8 protein-coding genes are annotated in these 17580 nt (G+C 72.0%); 1 reads left to right on the forward strand and 7 read right to left on the reverse strand.

Going from position 1 to position 17580, the window contains the following annotated elements; genetic code table 11:
• Window positions 1–130 precede the first annotated feature (130 nt).
• From ACWDEW_RS24960 to ACWDEW_RS24975, 4 genes are all read right to left on the reverse strand, one after another.
• Entirely contained in the window at window positions 131–2398 is a 2268-nt protein-coding gene (locus tag ACWDEW_RS24960) for a UvrD-helicase domain-containing protein (protein ID WP_450515140.1), read from the reverse strand.
• Window positions 2395–9348: a DEAD/DEAH box helicase gene (locus tag ACWDEW_RS24965; protein WP_450515141.1), complete on the reverse strand. Its 6954-nt coding sequence runs from the start codon at window positions 9346–9348 to the stop codon at window positions 2395–2397. Before ACWDEW_RS24965 ends, ACWDEW_RS24960 begins: the two co-directional genes overlap by 4 nt.
• 118 nt (window positions 9349–9466) lie before the next feature.
• Complete coding sequence (locus tag ACWDEW_RS24970) at window positions 9467–10108, reverse strand: hypothetical protein (RefSeq protein WP_450515142.1); 642 nt, start codon at window positions 10106–10108, stop codon at window positions 9467–9469.
• Window positions 10105–11322, reverse strand: coding sequence for an AAA family ATPase (locus tag ACWDEW_RS24975; protein ID WP_450515143.1), 1218 nt, complete (start codon window positions 11320–11322; stop codon window positions 10105–10107). The genes ACWDEW_RS24970 and ACWDEW_RS24975 overlap by 4 nt, the downstream gene beginning before the upstream one ends.
• Window positions 11323–11616: 294 nt before the next feature.
• Between ACWDEW_RS24975 and ACWDEW_RS24980 the strand changes: the two genes are divergently transcribed.
• Window positions 11617–12672 (forward strand): beta family protein, encoded by a 1056-nt coding sequence (locus ACWDEW_RS24980; protein WP_450515144.1) that lies wholly within the window; start codon window positions 11617–11619, stop codon window positions 12670–12672.
• Between the two features lie 46 nt (window positions 12673–12718).
• Here the strand turns inward: ACWDEW_RS24980 and ACWDEW_RS24985 are convergent, their stop codons facing one another.
• Genes ACWDEW_RS24985 through ACWDEW_RS24995 form a run of 3 tightly spaced genes read right to left on the reverse strand, consistent with a single transcriptional unit; the run spans window position 12719 to window position 17555 of the window.
• Window positions 12719–16621 (reverse strand): caspase, EACC1-associated type, encoded by a 3903-nt coding sequence (locus ACWDEW_RS24985; RefSeq protein WP_450515145.1) that lies wholly within the window; start codon window positions 16619–16621, stop codon window positions 12719–12721.
• A 6-nt stretch (window positions 16622–16627) separates the two neighbouring features.
• On the reverse strand, window positions 16628–17020 hold the full coding sequence (locus tag ACWDEW_RS24990) for an effector-associated constant component EACC1 (RefSeq protein ID WP_450515146.1): 393 nt from the start codon (window positions 17018–17020) through the stop codon (window positions 16628–16630).
• A gap of 52 nt (window positions 17021–17072) precedes the next feature.
• The gene (locus tag ACWDEW_RS24995) at window positions 17073–17555 is read right to left on the reverse strand and encodes an ATP-binding protein (protein ID WP_450515277.1); all 483 of its coding nucleotides are present in this window, start codon (window positions 17553–17555) and stop codon (window positions 17073–17075) included.
• Between the last annotated feature and the right edge of the window lie 25 nt (window positions 17556–17580).

Consider the following 17580-nt stretch of genomic DNA (forward strand, 5'->3'; position numbering starts at 1 on the left):
GTGCCACCGTCCGTGAACGGCACGTCGACGGTGCTGCGAAGTACGCCCTCTCAACAGCGACGCAACCGCGCCAGCGTCGCGGTAGTCGGAGCGCAGGTGGCACAAGGCGGGACTCGCCCTGAGCCGGGTGTCACCTGCCCCCGTGCTCCGTCTCCACCCACGAGCTGTCCAGGAATGGGCTGGGCCTGCCGTGCCAGAAGACGTCCACGCTGTCGCGGGCCCGGGTCGCGGCCACGAAGAGCAGAGACCTGGCCCGCTGGATCTCGTGCCGGTAGCGCGTGGGTTCGACGTCACGCAGTCGGCTCACGTCCGCACGCGGGACGAGCCCGTCGGTCACGCCCGCGATGATCATCCGCTGGTACTCCAGCCCCTTGAACCGGAACATCGTGCCGATGTGCACGCCGGTGGAGCCGTTGGGTCCGTCGGAGCGGATCTCCACCGCGTCGATGCCGTGCAGCTTCAGCGTGTACCCCATCTCGGTCGCCATCTGGTTGGTCGGGACGCACACCGCGATCTGCTCGTGCGGGACAGCCGTGTCCGTGTCCGCGTCCCACCCTGTGATCAGAGCGGCCACGCCCTCCCGCTCGGCGTCCCAGTCAGGGAAGGCGTGCCCGGCGGGGAGCCCGCCGTTGAGCACGGACCGGTAACCGGCGAGGGTATCCGTGCCGCCGTCGAGATCGTCGTAGGTCGTCTCGCCCAGGACTCCGAGGGCCGAGCGCAGGATCTGCCGTGTGGTGCGGTAGCTGAGGGTCAGCTTCGCTGATCGGCCGCGGATGTTGACGCCCAGACTGCCGAGCGTCACCTGGTTCTTGTAGATGCGCTGGTGGGTGTCGCCCACCAGGAACAGGTCGTCCGACGTACGGGGGGCCATGGCGCGCAGCATCTTCCAGTGGGCGGGGCGCAGGTCCTGGGCCTCGTCCACCACGATGTGGCGGTAGCGGTGGCGCAGCCAGCCCCCGGAGCCGTCCTGGAGGTGGATGTTGTCGAGGCCACCCGCTTCCTCCCGCTGCCGCGCGATGTTCTGGATGCGTTGCTCGCGGCCCATCTCCAGGCGTGCCGCGCGCTCCGCGATCTGGTCCCAGGTCTGCCGTCCGAGCCGGTCGAGCCGCTGGGTGAAGCGTTCGGCGAGCTGCCAGATCTCGGCCCGTTCGGCGCGGCCGATGCTCTTGCCCCGCCCGGCCCGCCGGGCCCGGAAGTAATCGGTGCGGCTGCCGACGGCCTGACCGAGGATGACCTGGGTCCACTCCTCGTGCAGGAACTCCGGGTCCCAGGTGTCCTCGCCCAGTTCGTCGAGCAGCGCGCGCCACTCGCGTACGGCCTGTCCGTCGTCGATGGCCTGCTTGCCGTTGCCGGGTTCGGCCTCGCGGACGACGCGCAGCGCCAGCTGGTCGACGTGGCTGACCTCGACCCGGCTGAGCAGTTCGTCGCCGCCCAGCTCCAGCAGCCGGGAGCGCAGGTCCGCGGCGAGGTTCTTGTTGAAGGTGGTGAGGAGGACGGGCTTGTCGTGCCCGGGGGAGAGCTGCCGGACGAGGTGGCGCACCCGGTGCAGCGCGACGACCGTCTTGCCCGTCCCGGGCCCGCCTCCGACTCGGGCAGGACCGCTGTAGCGGCGCTCGACGAGCTTGGCCTGTGTGGGGTGCAGGAAGCTCTTCCACCGGCCGAAGTCACCGCTCTCCAGCGCTCCCCGGAGGTCCTCGTCCGTGGTGGTGACGACCGTCGCCGGCCGCTCGGCGGCTGCCGCGAGGTCGTCCGGGTCGACCGGCTCGGTGGCGGCCACCGGCCTGGTCACCTGGTCGAGTACGTCCTCGTACGACGCGCCGTCGAACAGCGCGATCAGCACCTCGCCGGTCAGCTGCGGCGCGTACTCGACGAGCCCGAGCAGCTGGTCCTCCGTCGTGAGCGTACGGATGACGGGCAACAGGGGTTCCGCGACACCGAGTTCGGTCAGCTGACGGTCGGACCAGGCGGTGAACAGCAGTTCCGGGAGGGGCGCCGACGGCCGCGGTTCGGGAGTGGGCTGCGGCTGAGCGGTCGCGCCAGGCAGCCTGCCCAGGACGCTGTCCTCCACGACCTCCAGATCGACGTACTCGATGCCGCCGGTGACCTGGTTGACGCCGTACGAGAGCCGGTTGTAGACGTCCTTGCGGTGCTTGACGGAGACGATCAGCCAGTCGTCGTCGGCGAGCCGCAGCAGCAGGGCACGGTACTCGTCGTTGACGCGTGCCGACCAGAGCCGGTGGTCGCCCTTGAGCTGCTGGAGCTTGAGACCGGTGGTGTGCGGGTTGGTCCTGAACTTGTGCTGGAAGTCGAAGAAGGCGCCCTTGACCGTGCGCGGCAGCTTCAGGATCTCCTTGTCGGCCCTGTCGAGCAGGCGCAGTGTGACGCCGGTGGTGGTCATCGCTTCGGCTCCCCGTCGCTGGTGCTGTTCTCGTTCCGGCCCCGGCCGCCGAGCCGGGCGATCAGTTCCGTGCCGTCCCACTCGTCCGCCGTACGGACCGTCCAGCCGGCCGCCGCGAAGGCGTGCTTCTGGTCCTCGGCCTCGTAGTCCGGCTCGTCGCCGGTCGGGCGGGGGGCCCTGACCACGCCGATCCTGACGTCCGGCCAGGCGAGTTCAGCCTGCCAGCCCTGACCGTCCAGTTCGTAGCCGTCTCGGGGGACCGGCGCCGCCGCCGACGCCAGCGTGTGCGCGAGGGCGGTGAGTTCCGGCTCCTCCGGGTCCAGCAACTCGATGACCCGGTCCCAGCGGGGATCCAATGCGGGCCCGGTGCCGCCGGGCTGCTCGGCCACCTCCAGCTCGCGTGCGGACGTCTTCTCGTCCCCGATGACGGCGGGGACGGCCGGTACGGCGGGGACGGCCGACACGGCGGCCACTTCCACGACGGAGGGCTCCTGCTCGGCCCGGTCGACCGGGACACGCATGGACGTCAGCCAGCCCTCTCCGCCGGTCACGGTGAGGACCTCGGGACGGAAGCCGTCGACCATGCCCGACGTCAGCTGCGCGCTGTCACCGCCGCCGTGTTCCAGGAACTGCAGCACATTGCTCCACCAGAGCCAGGCGCGCCAGCGCCGCTTGTGCGCCGGCCCCTCCTCCATGGCCGCGACCCCGTCGTCGAGGACGGCCAGACCAGTCCACACGGGTGGTGTCCGCCTGCCGTCGGCGGCCAGCACCAGACGGCAGCCCGACGCATCGGAGCCGTACAGCATCCGCACCGGCCCCGTGGTCCCGGCGGGCGGGCCCCCGCGCAGCGCCTCCCTGATGCCGGTCGCGGCCTCGGCACCGCTGAGGGCGGCACCGCGGGTCCCGTCCGCCCCGCTCATGCCTGCTGCCACCGCCTCGGCCCGCCGCCGCCAGCATTCGGGATCGGGCGAGCGCAGGTAGGCCAGGAGTGTCCGCGCCGGGTTGACCCACATCGCCTCGGCCAGCTCGCCGGGCAGCCCGCGGCCCACCCGGTCGTAGTAGTCGCGGGCGCGTTGCTGTCCGGCGTTGCCGTAGGGCGTCCAGACGGCGGTGTCCGTGTCGGTTCCGGTGTATCCGGGGTCGTTGATCCGGCGCCGCCATGCGATCACGTCGTGGTAGGTGAGTTGGAACACCCGCAGCCCCTCGGCGCGGAGCCTGGTGCGCTTCCTGGCGTCGTCCGCGAGCCGGTCGTGTTCACGGGTGGCGTGGTACGCGTAGCCGTCGAGGTACAGGGCGACGCGGGGACCGGGGGAGTCCAGCCGCTCCAGGAGTATGTCGGGCCGGGTGTCCTCCAGCGCACGCTGCTGGGAGACACGCCAGCTCACGGTGGACCCATCCGGTGCCGTGAGCCTGAGGTCCAGGGCGTAGGTGCCGGCCGAGGTGGTGTAGGCGTCCGCCGTGGCCTTCGACTCCGGCAGCTTCGCCCAGTCCCGCAGCGTCTCCACGAACAGGATCTCAAGGTCGCTCTCTGCCTGCCGCTGGAGCGGGATGTCCTGGGTGGTCGTCACCCGTGAGGTGCGCCAGCGTTCTCCGTTGGCACCGAGCAGCTCGTCCAGCATCTGCCGGACCTCGTTGCGGCTGACCTTGTCGTAGTCGGAGGCCGGCACCCGGCGCAGCAGGCACTGGTGACAGCCGTCCAGGCCCTTCTCCCGGCACGCGCAGTGCTCGATGACGTCGCGAGCCCTGAGCAGCACCTCCCGGAAGCCGTCCGAGGAGGCCAGCCGGTGCAGGTACCCCGTGCCGCCGGGCAGCCGGTCGTACACGACCAGGAACCGCCGGGGCCAGTCGGCATCCGGGTCGCCCGCGTCGTCCGGCATGGTGGCCTCGGCGATGTCGATGTGGTCGGGATCGCCGCCGTAGCGGGCCGCGATCCCCGCGAACAGAGCGGCGGTGAACGACGCGAGGCGCTCCTTGACGCGGGCCACCGAGGCGGGCAGCAGGATGCGGACGGCCTCGGTGGTCAGTTCGTGGGCCAGCAGCAGGGGCACGTCCTGGCCCGTGCCCTGCACTCCGGCCGTGCCCGCCGCGGCGCCGCGGACCCGACGGCGCGGACACCACAGCAGATGGTGCGCGGAAGCCGGGACACTCGTCGCCCCCGACTCGGTCAGCGCATGCTGGGACACATCCACCACGGGCCTGCCGTCCGCGGTCGCACCGCCGCACGAGGTGCAGACGTAGAACGGGTTGAGTCGGACGTCCTCCCCGGCGAGGGGTACCGTGCTGCTGCCGTCCTCGCGGTCGAGACCGAGGTTCAGGGTCCGGATCACGGCGTGGCGGGTGAAGTCCACGCCGAACACGGCCTCGTCGTGCCGCCAGGATCCGGGAACGAGGCGGCCGGGGTCGATGTCGACGGTGGTGAGGGTCGCGTAGTGCCTGCGGTCGCGCTCGTCCCGGTCGTCGCGCACCCTGGCGTCCTCGCGCTTGTCGCGGGACAGCACGCGCCGGGGGCGCAGGACGTACTGGACGCAACCCGCGTCGGCGATCTCCCGGCCACGGCAGCGCGGGCACGGCGTCGTGTCACGCTCGGCGTTCTCGGTCCGCACGTAACCGCAGGCGGGACAGAGCCGCCACACCGACCAGGCACGCCGGTCGGGACCGCCGATGTCGAGGGCGCGCACCACGTGCCGGTAGCCGTTGACGTAGAAGCTGTTGCCGGGGGCGAGTTCGGTCAGGGCGAGCGCGCTGGACCGTTCGTAGTCCCGGGTCTCACTGCGGTACACCTTGGCACCGGGCGGCCGGGCTCCCTCCTCCTGCGGCGCGTCCTCCTCGTCGGGGGTCTCCGACCAGTACAGCGTCGCTTCCAGCATGGTGGTGGTGTCCGTCAGGCTGTAGTTCGGCAGCAGCCCGAGGTCCACCAGCGTGGCGTGCGCGGCGGACTGACTCAGCTCCCGCAGCAGGTCCCCGGCGGCACGACGCTCGGCCAGCAGCTCGCGCCGCTCCCGGTCCTGTGAGTCGTCGGAGCGGGCCAGCTGCCCGGCCGCCTCGTCGATCGCCGCGATTCTGCGGCGCACCTCCTCGCGCCGGCCGGTCCAGTCCTCCTCGGCCTCCTGGAGCACCCGGACGATTCCATCCGCCGCGTACGCGCGCAGTTCGTCCGCCGCGTGCTCGGAGACGCCATCCGTGTCGGTGTCCTGGCCGCCGTCGGCGGGGAACAACGCGAGGAACTCCTCCACAAGGCGCGCCCCGTGTGTCTGCGCGGCGTCCGCGAGATCCTGGCACCATCCGCTGGCGCCGAACAGGGCGGACGACAGCCGGGGCACGGGCGCGAGGGTCTCGCCGTCCGAGGTCCGCAGTTCCCCGCGAGCCGCCAGGTCCAGCAGCCGGGCTGTGTACTGGCGGCGCAGGATCTCCACGGCCGAGAGATAGCAGCCCGGCGGCAGGATGGTCCCGGCGATCATTTCCCGCGGCTCGTCCAGGTAGTACAGGTCGCGCGCCCTGCGTCCGCCGAACGCGACCACCAGCGCGTTGCCCGTGCGTCGTCCGGCGCGCCCGGCCCGCTGCACGTAGTTGGCCGGTCCGGCGGGCAGCGAGCCGAGCAGGACGGCCGACAGGTCGCCGATGTCGATGCCGAGTTCCAGGGTCGGGGTGCACGACAGGACGTTGGGGTCGGTGTAGTGCGTGCCCGCCTTGAAGGCGCGCTCCACGCGCTCGCGTTCGGGGCGGGTGAGCATGCCGGTGTGCTCGGCCGTCACCACGCGGAACGTGCCGCCCGTCAGGTAGAGGCGACGGTAGTAGTCCCGCCGGTAGTCCCGCTCCCGCACGGGCCTGTCGGGGCGGATGCCTTCTGCTCCGGCGTAGGACATGTCGCCTTGGGGCGCGGTGAGCCGTCCCTTGCACCGGTAGCGGGGGCAGGGATGGCCGTACCAGCGGGTGCGCCGCTCGGGGACGACGACCTGCTGCCAGCCGCAGTCCTCGCAGGCAACGAAGGCCTTGTTGACGACGGCGTCGTCGAGCAGACGGACCTGGATGTGACCTGGCTGGATCCCGTACACCCGGGTCTGCCGGTCGCGGGTGGTCCGCGCCGACAGGACGCCCGCGTCCGCGAGGTGGGGCAGCAGTCTGCGCAGGTACTCGGTCGCCCCGGCGGCGTCCAGGTCCAGGCATCTGCGGGTCCAGTCCTGGTACCAGCCCAGCCTTCCGGTGACCGCGTCGAACTCGGATCCGTCCTTCTGCCCGTCGAGCAGGAACCGTGGCGGAGCGACGCCCTCGGGGAAGGCGGGCATACCGTCGGGCCTGCGACCGGAGATGAGATAGCGGTTGGTGCCGGCTTCCCTGATCCAGGTGTCGAGCCAGTGGTGCCGCACCGCGCCGCGCAGCCGCAGCCGTTCCAGCAGGCCCCGGACATAGGCGAGGTAGCGTTCGGGGGTGGGCAGCCCGCCCACGGCCAGCAGCTGGCCGGGCAGCGCCAGGTGCACGTCCCGGGCCAGGTCGGTGACGCCGTCGGGGTCGGCCAGCATCACCTCGGCCGCCGCGGTCCGGGTCAGTTCCAGGGTGCGGCCCATGCGGCTGCGCAGCCCGAACTCCATGACCGTCGCGAAGGCCAGACGCTCGCCGATCAGCCGCCAGGTCCGCGCGTCGCCCGTGCCCCGGCCGGACAGCAGCCGGTCGACCCCCGGCTCGTCGTGGAGGTCGGGAGGCACCACGGCGGCCAGCGCCTCGGGGTCGTCCACCGACTCCAGGACGAAGCCGATCAGGTCGTTGAGCGCGGTCGGTGCCCCTGATTCGTCCAGGTTGTGCGCGAGCAGCGAGCGCAGTGAGAACTTGTACGAGGCGTTCGCGACGTATCCCGCCCGGTGCGCGGCGTCCTGGGTGGAGTCGTTGAACAGCAGCGTCTTGCGTTCCTCCGGGACGAGCGCGATGTCGCCGCCGGTGAACAGCTGGGTGACCGTGGCCGAGGCGAGGGCCGCCTGGGCGGTACCGAGGAAGCGGATGCTGTTGTCGGTCTGGCAGGCCGGGCATCGGTCGTCCTTCGCGGCCTTGTCGGCGCTCTTCCGGTCGAGCAGGGCCAGCGCGAACCAGGCGTCGACCAACTCCCCGTCGTCCGCGGTGGTGGGCAGCCGGTAGGTGCCCCGTCCGCCGTCCAGGACGACGACGGACAGCGGGTCCACGCCGCCGTCCGAGGGCCGGGCGCCGGTCAGCGCGTCGAGTGTCCGCCGTCGCTCGCCGGGGGTGGCGGCGATGAAGTAGCGCAGCCGCCGCTTGTCCCGGCCGACGCCGGCCCGCCAGATGCGGTCCTGCGCGGTCACGAGCTGCTGCGGGTCGGCCTCGGGGGACAGGGCCGCCCATCCGGAGCGCCCGCAGTTGCGGCAGTACACGGCCGGAAGGTGCACTTGCGCGGGGCGCGGCGCTGTGTCGGAGCCCGGGAGGGGCTCCGGGCGGCGGCTGGACGAGTACGACGGCATGCTCCCCGAGGAGGCCTCCGAGTCGTCCTCGCCGGGCGGCGCGGCGTTGAGCGCGGCCCGGCGCGCCGCGGTCCGGTCGTCCTCGTACCAGCGGAACTCGGGGGTCGGTCCCACGCCGCGCAGCACGCGTGTCACGGGCCGCACCCACAAGTGCGCCTCGATGTGCAGCAGCGGCCGGGGCCTGCGCTCGTCGGAGTCCGGGTCGCGGGCGGCGGACAGCAGCGCCACGAACCGGGACAGCGCCTGGAGCGCCAGCCGGGGGTTCTCGCGCGCGGTGCGGCCCCAGGAGTAGCCGAACCGGCCCAGCCGGTCCCGCAGCGTCCACTCGTCCAGCGGTTCGCCGTCGAGCAGCGACAGGACGCCGAGGGTGAAGTCGTGCCGCTTCAGCAGCCGTCCGACGCGGAAGGCGTCCAGGCCGGACCGGCCCAGCAGCAGGGTGGCGAGCGCGTTCAGGTCCAGCAGGTCGGGCCGGGCCTCGACGTCCGGTCCGCCGGACACCGCGACGACCTCCTGCGGGGTCGGCGGCTCCGGTAGCTCGTAGTCGACGGCGCCGGTGAACTCCTCGGCGGTCATCCGCTCCTCGCCGATGACCGCGTCCGCCGCGAACGGCATGCCGAACACCCTGGCCGCCACGTCGAGGATGCCCCCGGCCTCCTTCCCGGGCGCTCCCTCGCCGAGGGTCGCCGAGGTCGCCACCGGGCAGATCGACCCCAGGGGCCGGCCCGGCCGGGCCGCGCCGGTGGCGGCGGCGAGCCTGCGCAGCAGCATCGCCACGTCGGTGCCCTGTGCGCCGTCGTACGTGTGGAACTCGTCCAGTACGACGTACGCGGGCTCGGCGCCCTCCCACAGAGCCCGGTCCTCGCCGCGCTGGAGCAGCAGGTCGAGCATCTTGTAGTTGGTGATCAGCACATCGGGGGGCGTCAGCCGCATCTCCTCGCGCCGTGTCATCACCCGGCGGAAGTCGGTGTCGGGCCGGTCGCCGATGTACAGACCCGCCGTGACCTGCGCCAGCTCCGGACGCGCCAGGTAATCGGCGATACGTCCCGCCTGGTCGGTGGCGAGCGCGTTCATGGGGTAGAGCAGTACTGCCTTGATCCCGCGCACGCCCTCAGCCTTCTGGCGCCGGCAGTGGTCCAGTACGGGGATCAGGAAGGACTCGGTCTTGCCGGAGCCGGTGCCGGTGGTCACCAGGGTCGGCCGGGCGGGTCCATGCAGCGTGGACAGCCGGGCCCACGCCTTCGCCTGGTGCCGCCACGGAGCGAACCCGGGGAATCCCGCCGACCACTCCAGGTCGCGCCGCCAGCCGTCGTCGGCGACATGGAACGGTGTCCGGATTCGCAGGTAGGGCCCGCGGAAGATGCCGGTCTCCGGGTGCCCGAGGAAGCGTTCGAGGGCACCTCGGGTGGTCTCGTCGGCGAGGGCGTACGTCGTCGTGAGGTACTGCGTCAGACTGGCGCGGAGCTGCGCGGCGGCCATGGTGGGCTTCACGACGGTCCCCCTTGCGTTGCCGGTGCCCTGGTGATCGGTACCACCGTATCGGGACCGGCTGACAGGTCCGGTCTGCAGTGGACCGGGGCACCGGGCTCCCCAGACGAGCGGTGGCGCCCTATCCGTTCCGCCAGGCGGCCAGCTGGTCCGCGAAATCCCGGAACGATCTGTTGTTGCCCGGCGGGCGCGCACTGACCTGGCCGAGTTCCACGGCCGCCGCCATGATCTTCGGGGAGTCCGATTCCCGGTACGGAGGCTTGCCCAGGTACTTCTTGAGGTGTTCCTTGGGGTTCGCGACTTTGGTGAGGTCTTTGCGGCAGTCCTCCGGCCGCATTGCCCAGCCGCGTCTCACCTTCGGGAACGCCTCGGGGAAGAGCATCAGCCACGACTCCATCTCGACGGCGGAAAGGGCCAGCGCGCTGGGGCAACGGAGGGTCTTGCGTAGCTGGGCCGTGATTCGTTCTCTCACCTGGTCGTACGTCTGGTCCGAGACCTTGTCCAGGTCGGCGTGAACCACGACACCGGCCAGTTCGGCATCGCATCCCGCCGCCTTGCGCAGGGCGTTGTCCCGCAGTGTCTCGATCCGTGGGCTGAGCTGGAGCAGTGCGGGCGCGAGCCGGATCTTGTCGTTGATCGTGACGACTTTGGGGCATCGAGGGTAAAGGGCCGGTATCAGGTGCTGGAGGACTTCGCGGTCGTTGTCGCTCTCACCCGCGACGACGATGACCGAGCGCCGTCCGCGGCGCGGGGCGGCGCTCACAGGGTCCCGCCCACTGAACCCGAGAACCAGAGGTTCCCCATCGGTTCGTACTCGGAGACCTCGAGCACTCGGCGGGTGTCGGCTGGCTTCCGCGCGGGGATCACGGAAGCGCCGCTGGGACGGCGTTCGCAAGGGACGAACTCCTCGGGTTCGAGTTCGTTGACGAAGACCGGGGAGTGCGTGGTGACCAGGTACTGGCTGCGCTCACTGGCCTCACGGAGTCGTTGGGCCATGAGGCTGAGCGCGTGAGGGTGGATCCCGTGGTCGATCTCCTCGATGCAGGTCAACAGAGGAGGTTCGGGGTCGTGGAAGATCGCGAGCATGCACAGGATGCGGACGGTGCCCCAGGATGCCTCCGTCAGCCGGGTGCGACCGCGCAGACCTTCCTCCTCCAGTTCCACCGCGGTCCGGTGGGCCGCGACGTCAGGAGGGGTCACCAGGTGGATGTCGCGGATCTGAGGCACCACCTTCCGGACGTCCTCAAGGAGGAATTCCCAGGCGTCACCGTCTTCCTGGAGGGCTCTGAGGAAGTCGGCGAGGTTCGACGCGTCGTTCTCCAGGTAGCGGCCCGACTCGCTGATGCCCCAAGGCTTGCGGGCTTCCCGCACGTCGGGGTCGAACACCCGGATCTGTGAGAGATGGCGCCGGACGTTCTCCATGGCGTGGGTTGAGGGGAGGCTCGTCGGCAGAGCGTGGGACCGGTGTAGAGCGGACGTCATCGGCTCGACGCCGACGGGTCCCCAGGCCTGTTCCGCCGCCAGTGGGCTGTCGACCGTCAGGGATCCGCCGGTCAGCTCCACGGACGTCTCCGCGCCCGCCACGGGATGCTGGGTGAACCGCTCCTGTCGATACGTCGTGTACCGCGCCCGGCCGCGTTCGGTCGAGGCCAGCCGTCGCCGGGAGATGCTCAGTTCATAGCGGTCCGGAGTCTCCTCCGAGGCGAAGTCGGACCAGATGCCCTCGACGCCGACGGAGATGCGTGAAACCGGCTTCGAGCCGCCCCGGAACGCGAGGACGCCGAACCCGCCACGTTCTTCGAACGCCGGCTCTATCCCCTTGCGGGTCACATCCCCCAGAAACTCCAGGGCGTGCAGCACATTCGACTTGCCCGCCGCGTTCGGGCCGACCATGACGGTCAGTGGCCCGAGCGGCAGTTTCGTGTCGGTCAGAGTGCGGAAGTTCCGCACGGTCAGACCGAGTATCCGGTGGTTCACGCCTCGCGCCCATCGTGGAACGGCCGGGCCGTGACACCCGGTCAGCTGACTGGTCGGCGCACGGCGGACGGTCCCGAGGCATGCCGCTGAGTGCCGCTCAGTTCCCCATGTGCATCGTCCACTTGGCGCGTCCGACCACCGAGCATCACGAAGCGTACAACTTACGTCACACCGTCACCAGGTACTTGAACACATCGGCCATGCGGGCCGAAAACCCTCTCTTTTCAAGTGCTTCGAGGCGAACGGACTCTGGTGGGAAGGGATGCGCACGGACGGTGCCGAGGGGGAGCCGCGATGTCCGGACCGCTCTATGTTCCCGTTCTGCCGACGCGGCCGCACGCCGCCGCGGCGCTCCGACTGCTGTGGCCGGACGTGCGGGCCGCGATCAGGCCGCTGTGGAACCTGCCGCCACTGCCCGGAGCAACCCCGGAGTCACTGGCCACGCTGGTCGGCAAGTACGTCGACCCGGTGAGCGCCGTAAGCCGTCACGGCGGATGGATCGACGCTCCCTTCGGCGAGGACGCGCAGACCGACGCCCTTGCCGAAGCGCTGTCCGTCTACTGCGAGTTGGGACGGCTCCGTCCGGTGACCGGTCCGGAGCGGACCGAGGCGCAGTGGACGGGAGCCGTGGAGACGGCCCGCCGCGGTCTGCGCGGACTGGGCGTTCGGGTGCGGGTCCCGGGGGAGTGGGACGACGGACTCGGGGAGGGCGTCCGGGACCTCCTGGCCCGAACCGGTCCTGAGGTGCCCGTGGGTCTGCTGCTCGACATGGGCGCGGTCCTCGACGACCGGCCCGACGCGGGCAAGGAGGCGCTGCGCGCCCTCGCCGCTCTGATGCCCATGACCGACTGGCGGAGCGCCGCTCTGCTCGGAGGGGGATTTCCCCGGGTCACCGCCGACATACTGGAGGAAGGCTGGTGTGAGGGGTCGCGGGCGGAGTGGCGCATGTGGCACGAGGTGCGCGCCACTGGCAGTGCCTATGCTCCGCTGCTCGGTTACGGCGACTACGGGGTGCAGCCCCCGAGTGCCCTCGCGCAGGCCCCGGCACCCGGGAGGAAGGGGGGCCCGCCCTGGGGCGTGCTCCGCTACACCACCGACAGCTCGTACCTCATGTTCAAGACGCTGACCCGGGGGCCCGACCGGATCGCCGTCAACCGTAGCGCGGCCCGCCGGATCGTCGAACTGCCTGAGTTCAGGGGGGCGGGGGCCGGACAGGGCGAGGAATGGCTGAGCGACTGCGCACACGGCCCGCTCTCGACCAGCGAGGGCGTGGGCGGGCCCACAGAGTGGTTGCGGGAGGGCAATGTCCAGCACATGACGCATCTCGTGCGGAGCCTGCCCGGCGGCTGAGCGGCCGCCGGGCTTGGCCGCCCCGGTCCAGCAGCGAGCCCGGCGCTCAGTCGAACAGCGGTGCCAGCGCGGGGTCGCCCGCGATGATCCGCCAGGCGGGCACCCGCACCGTCCGGCTCACCGGGCAGGGCTTGGCCCCGTGGCCACCGGAGGGCAGCCCGGTGAGCAGGTCGCCTCGCGCGTGGGTCAGCCGGAGATGCCGGGCGGGGTCCGCGCCGGGCCCCGGGCCGGGGTCGATCAGCACCGCCGTGTTCTCGCCGGAGTCGGTGAACAGCAGGTCCACCGGGTGGCCGCCCACCAGCACGGCCCGCTCCAGATCGGTGATGCCCCGTCCGGCCAGGTACCGCTGCAGGCGGTCGGCGAGGTCCGAGCGGGCCTCGGTCACCGGGCCCGGTGTGCCGGCCTCGGCCGTCGTGCCGTCGTCGCCCGCTCCCAGTGGTGCCGAACGCGCGGCGAGGAGGGCGGGCAGGCCGCTCTGGTCCTGCCAAAAGGCACGGCCGCCCACCGTGATCAGCTGCGACTTGGCCCGGGTGACCGCCACGTTCCACAGGTTGACCTGGCTCGCGACCCAGTGCGTCGTCCGGGGCGGTGTGTTGTGCGCCGCCACTGGGCTGAGCACCATCACGTCCCGCTGTCCGCCCTGGAAGGTGTGGACGGTGCCGACCCGGACGCGGTCGTCGTCCCGCCAGATCCGTGCCAGTGTCTCCTTCTGCGCCCGGAACGGCGTGACCACTCCCACCGTCGCGTCCGGCGGAAGCCCCGCCAGCAGTCCGTCGACCACGCGCCGGACGGCCGCCGCCTCCTCCGCGTTCCGCCAGGACTGCCCGTCGCCGCCGCGCGCCGACTCCCCGGACGGTACGTCGACCCAGCCGAGCACCGGTGCCGGGTCGGCCGCTCCTACCGGGTCGTACGACGGCACCTGCCGGCGCACGTCGGTCAGCACCCGCAACCGGCCGCCGTAGCAGTGCCCGTTGACGACGTCCGCGATCCGAGGGTGGCAGCGGTAGTGCTCGTCGAGGAGCAGCGCGCTGTCGCCGTGCTGTTCGGCCGCGTGATACGAGGAGTACACGTGGTAGGTGAGGCGGTGGTGCTCCAGTTGCGCGGCGCTCAGCCCGGCCCGTACCCGCGCCTGACGCTCCTGCTGCGGGGACACCCCGGGGATGTGCCCGAGCTGCATGGGGTCACCGATGACCAGTGCCCGGCGGGCCCGGAACAGCAGCGGCAGCACCGACGGGATGGAACACTGGCTGGCCTCGTCGATGACCACGAGGTCGAACAGCTTCGGGGCGAGCTCCAGTTGCCGCACCGAGTGGGTGCTGACGGCCCACCCCTTGATGTGCGTCATCAGGTTCTTCTGGCTGCGCTGGTAGCCGGAGCGGCGGCGGAGCGCCTGGAGCCGCTGGTTCATGAGCCCGGTCGCCCGGTCCAGGGCCTCGGCGGACAGCGCGCGGGACAGTTCCGCCGACAGCCCGGACAGCGCCTCCGCCGTCGCGAACCGGGCTTGCCTGAGCCCTTCCTCGTCCCATTCCCCGTGCCGGTGGACGAGTTCCCGTACCTCCCGCTCCACGGACACGATCCCGGCCAGGGACTCCAGCAGTTCGGGCGGCACGGGTCGCCGGGTCGCCCACTCCGGCCATGCCGGTCCGGCACCGTCCGGGCGCTCGGCCCCCGCCGAGACCAGCGCGGCGAGCGCACGCCCGCGCCGCCATGCCCCCAGCTGCCACCAGCGGGCCCCGGCCGTCTTCCGCGCCCGCTCCGCCCACCGGCCCAGCGATGCCACGCCGTCGACGTCCGCCGCCCAGACCCCTTCGAGCAGGGACAGGGGCAGCTCCAGGGCCGCGGCCCGCTCCTCCCGGTCGCGGAGCAGTTCCAGCAGCTGCCCTTCCTCGCCGACGCGGTGTGCCGCCTGTGCCCGCAGCCGGTTGGCCGTCCCCCGCGTGTTGCGCAGTTCGCCGCCCACGGTGGCCGACCCGCACCGCGACGCGCCGGCCGGTTCGGCGAGCAGCCCTTCCAGTTTGGCCGCCTCCCGCTCCAGCGCCTCCGCGTTGCCCGTCCGCATCAGCAGGCCGGGCGCGATGTCGTCGCAGCGCTGGGCGACGACGTTCACGGCCTCGTTGTTCGTGGAGGCGACCAGCACCGACTGCCCCGCGGCGACGCAGGTGGTGACGACCGCTGTGACGACCTCGCTCTTGCCCGTGCCGGGCGGTCCGGTCGCCACCGTCAGCGGCTGGGTCATCGCCGACGAGATCACCAGCTCCTGGCTCTCGTTGCACGGCCCCGGAGCGACGGGCGTCACCGGGTTCGCCGCGACGGCGGCCGGGGCCGGAACCTGCCGGGCCCCACCGTTCAGCAGCGCGTCCAGGGCGGTGCCCGCGATCTGCGCGGTCCGTGTCGAAATCTGGAGCAGGTTCTCCACCAGCGCCTGGGTGGCCATGGCCTCCGCGCCCGAAGGCACCAGCAGCACGGCCGCGTTGTGCGCGCCGGGCCGCAGCGCCTGCATCACCGTGCGCTCGCTCAGCGCGGACGGGTCCAGCGGTTCGAGTTCCGGCAGCCCCAGCTCGTCCAGCAACTCCCTTATCGCGCGCAGCATCTGCGCGTCGTTGCCCTCCTGCCAGGCCGGCTGCCAGCGCGCGACCAGGTCGGCCGCGTCACCCGCGTCCAGGAGTTCCGAGACGACCCCGCTGTGCAGGGACGGCACCCCGCTGGGCCTGAGCACGTCCCGGCCCTCCTCGTCCGGCGCCAGCTCCATCTGCTGGATGAGCAGCGGCGCCAGCTCCACCGTCGCGCGCCGTCCCCGGCCGGCGTCCCGGGCGGGCAGCGTGATCGCCGGATAGCCGTACCAGTACTCCTGCTTCCCCGCTTCCTCGGTGTCCGGGCCGCTTCGCCCCTCCTGCAACCCGAGCAGCGCTCCGGGCGCGACGACGTGCGGTCCGCGCCCCGACTGGATGGTCTCCTCGCCCTGGGCCAGCAGGAAGTACTTCTTGTTCCGGCCGCTGTCCCGGTCCGGCCGCATTCCGGCCGCCGCCTGTGCGGTGAGGCAGTCCGCGTAGTACCGCAGCAGCCGCTGCCGGTCGACGCCGTCCCGCTCGTCCGCCTCGGCCAGTTCCCGGGCCTTCAGCAGCGCGGGGGAGTGCCGGGCGGTTCCGGCGGCGTCGTGGGGCAGCGCGGGGAGCCGCACCTGCCGCGCCACCGACCGGGCGAAGGGAAGGCTCCGGGTCGCGCGAATCGTGGACTTGGTGGGCCGCTGCTCCTCCGGAACGCCCTCGCGGGTCATCTGGGCGGTCAGGTAGTCGAAGAGGTCGTCCGGGGTGATCCAGCCGCCCTCCTTGATCCGGCCGTTCCGCAGCCCCTCGACGATCTCCCCGGTGAACCGGGAGGTGCCGAGGTCCGACCCGGGCGGCGCCATGGCGGAGGCCGCCTGGAGGGCGTCGGACGCGGTGATGAAGTACACGCCGGTCGGCCGCAGCAGCGTGCTCGGCGCAGGCCGGTCCGGTTGCCCCGACGGGCCCTTCGCCGTCCAGCCCTGGACGACGGACCCGCTGGAGCAGCAGTCCAGCAGGACCAGCTTGGAGGCGGCCCGGCACGACTGCAGCATCCGCTCCAGGAACTCCGCCGGTACGGCCGTGCCCGGCAGGTCGGCGGGGTCGGTGTCCCGGGTCAGGAAGTACAGCTGGCCGTCCTGCTCGCAGTACTCGCCGTGCCCGCTGAAGTAGAGCAGCGCGGTCTCACTCGGCTGCCGTGCCTCCAGGAACGTCTCGACGGCGTGCAGCATCTCCGCGCGCGTCGGTTCGGCGGCCAGCGCGCACTCGTTGTACATGCCGATCTCGGTGTTCTCCAGCACCGCCCGCATGTAGTGCAGATCGGCGCGTACGGCCGGGAGTTCGGCGTACGTCTCGCTGTCGTACGTGGAGACGCCGACGAGCAGTGCGTGCCGGTCGTTGTCGGTCATCGCCGCTCAGCCCGCCGTCGTCGCCGTGGTGCCGCCGTCGTTGTCGTCCGCGAGGAACCGCTCGATGAGCGTGTCGTCCTCGCGGGCCTCCTTGCCGGTGATGTGCAGGGTCGCCCCGTCGGGCCGCTTGACCACGATGGTGCGCTGCGGGACCCGCGCCAGCCACGTCTGCACCAGCGCGACGACGAACGAACCGGCGCTCAGCAGCAGCCCGACGGTCTCGGCGGACGGGCCGCCCTTGTCGCCGGCCCCCGCCAGACTGCCGGGCTCGGGAAGGTCAGGCCTGGCCGTGGGGTCCACCTCGCCGAGCGCGGCGAGCAGTTCGCGCGCGTCCCTACGGGCGCGCAGCGGATCCTCGTCGACGACGGAGATCAGGTATCCGGTGTGGTTGTCGGGCATGGCTGTCTCGTACTCCCCCTGGATTCACCGGCTCCTTGCCGGGCGAACGAGACTAGTGGCCGCCACTGACACCGCACGGCCAAGTGGGGCCGCCGTCCCGGCCGTTGGCGTGAAACCGGTCGACGATGGCCGGGGCGTGCGTGTCCCGCGTCAGCCGCAGTTCCGCCCAGACGGTCTTCCCTGGCGCCCCCACGCGCGGGGCGACCGCCCAACGGGTCGCCAGTCCCGCCACGATCAGCAGGCCCCGGCCGGACTCCGCGTCACCCGGCGGCTCCCGGTCGGAGAGCAGCGGCACGCGTTCGGTTCGCGTGTCGGTGACCTCGACGCGCAGGGAGTCGGTGTTCTCGGTGAGCCGCACGTGGAAGTCGCGTCCGCTGACGTGCCCGTGCCGTACGGCGTTGGCGGTCAGCTCGGCCGTGATCAGGGTGAGCGTGTCGTTGACCCGGCCGTCGTAGGGATGCCCCCAGGTGTCGAGCCGGTGGGAGACCAGCCTGCGGGCGAGGCGCGCGCCGCGCGGGGAGGAGGTGAAGGCCATCGCGAACTCGTGGAGGGGTCGGGGG

It is taken from the genome of Streptomyces sp. NPDC001100, assembly GCF_053598575.1.

What these genes read in the sequence shown, in the direction of transcription:
- ACWDEW_RS24985 (WP_450515145.1), bottom strand. Translation starts at nt 16,621, where the DNA reads ATGACCGACAACGACCGGCACGCACTGCTCGTCGGCGTCTCCACGTAC.
- ACWDEW_RS24990 (WP_450515146.1), bottom strand. Translation starts at nt 17,020, where the DNA reads ATGCCCGACAACCACACCGGATACCTGATCTCCGTCGTCGACGAGGAT.
- ACWDEW_RS24960 (WP_450515140.1), bottom strand. Translation starts at nt 2,398, where the DNA reads ATGACCACCACCGGCGTCACACTGCGCCTGCTCGACAGGGCCGACAAG.
- ACWDEW_RS24995 (WP_450515277.1), bottom strand. Translation starts at nt 17,555, where the DNA reads ATGGCCTTCACCTCCTCCCCGCGCGGCGCGCGCCTCGCCCGCAGGCTG.
- ACWDEW_RS24980 (WP_450515144.1), top strand. Translation starts at nt 11,617, where the DNA reads ATGTCCGGACCGCTCTATGTTCCCGTTCTGCCGACGCGGCCGCACGCC.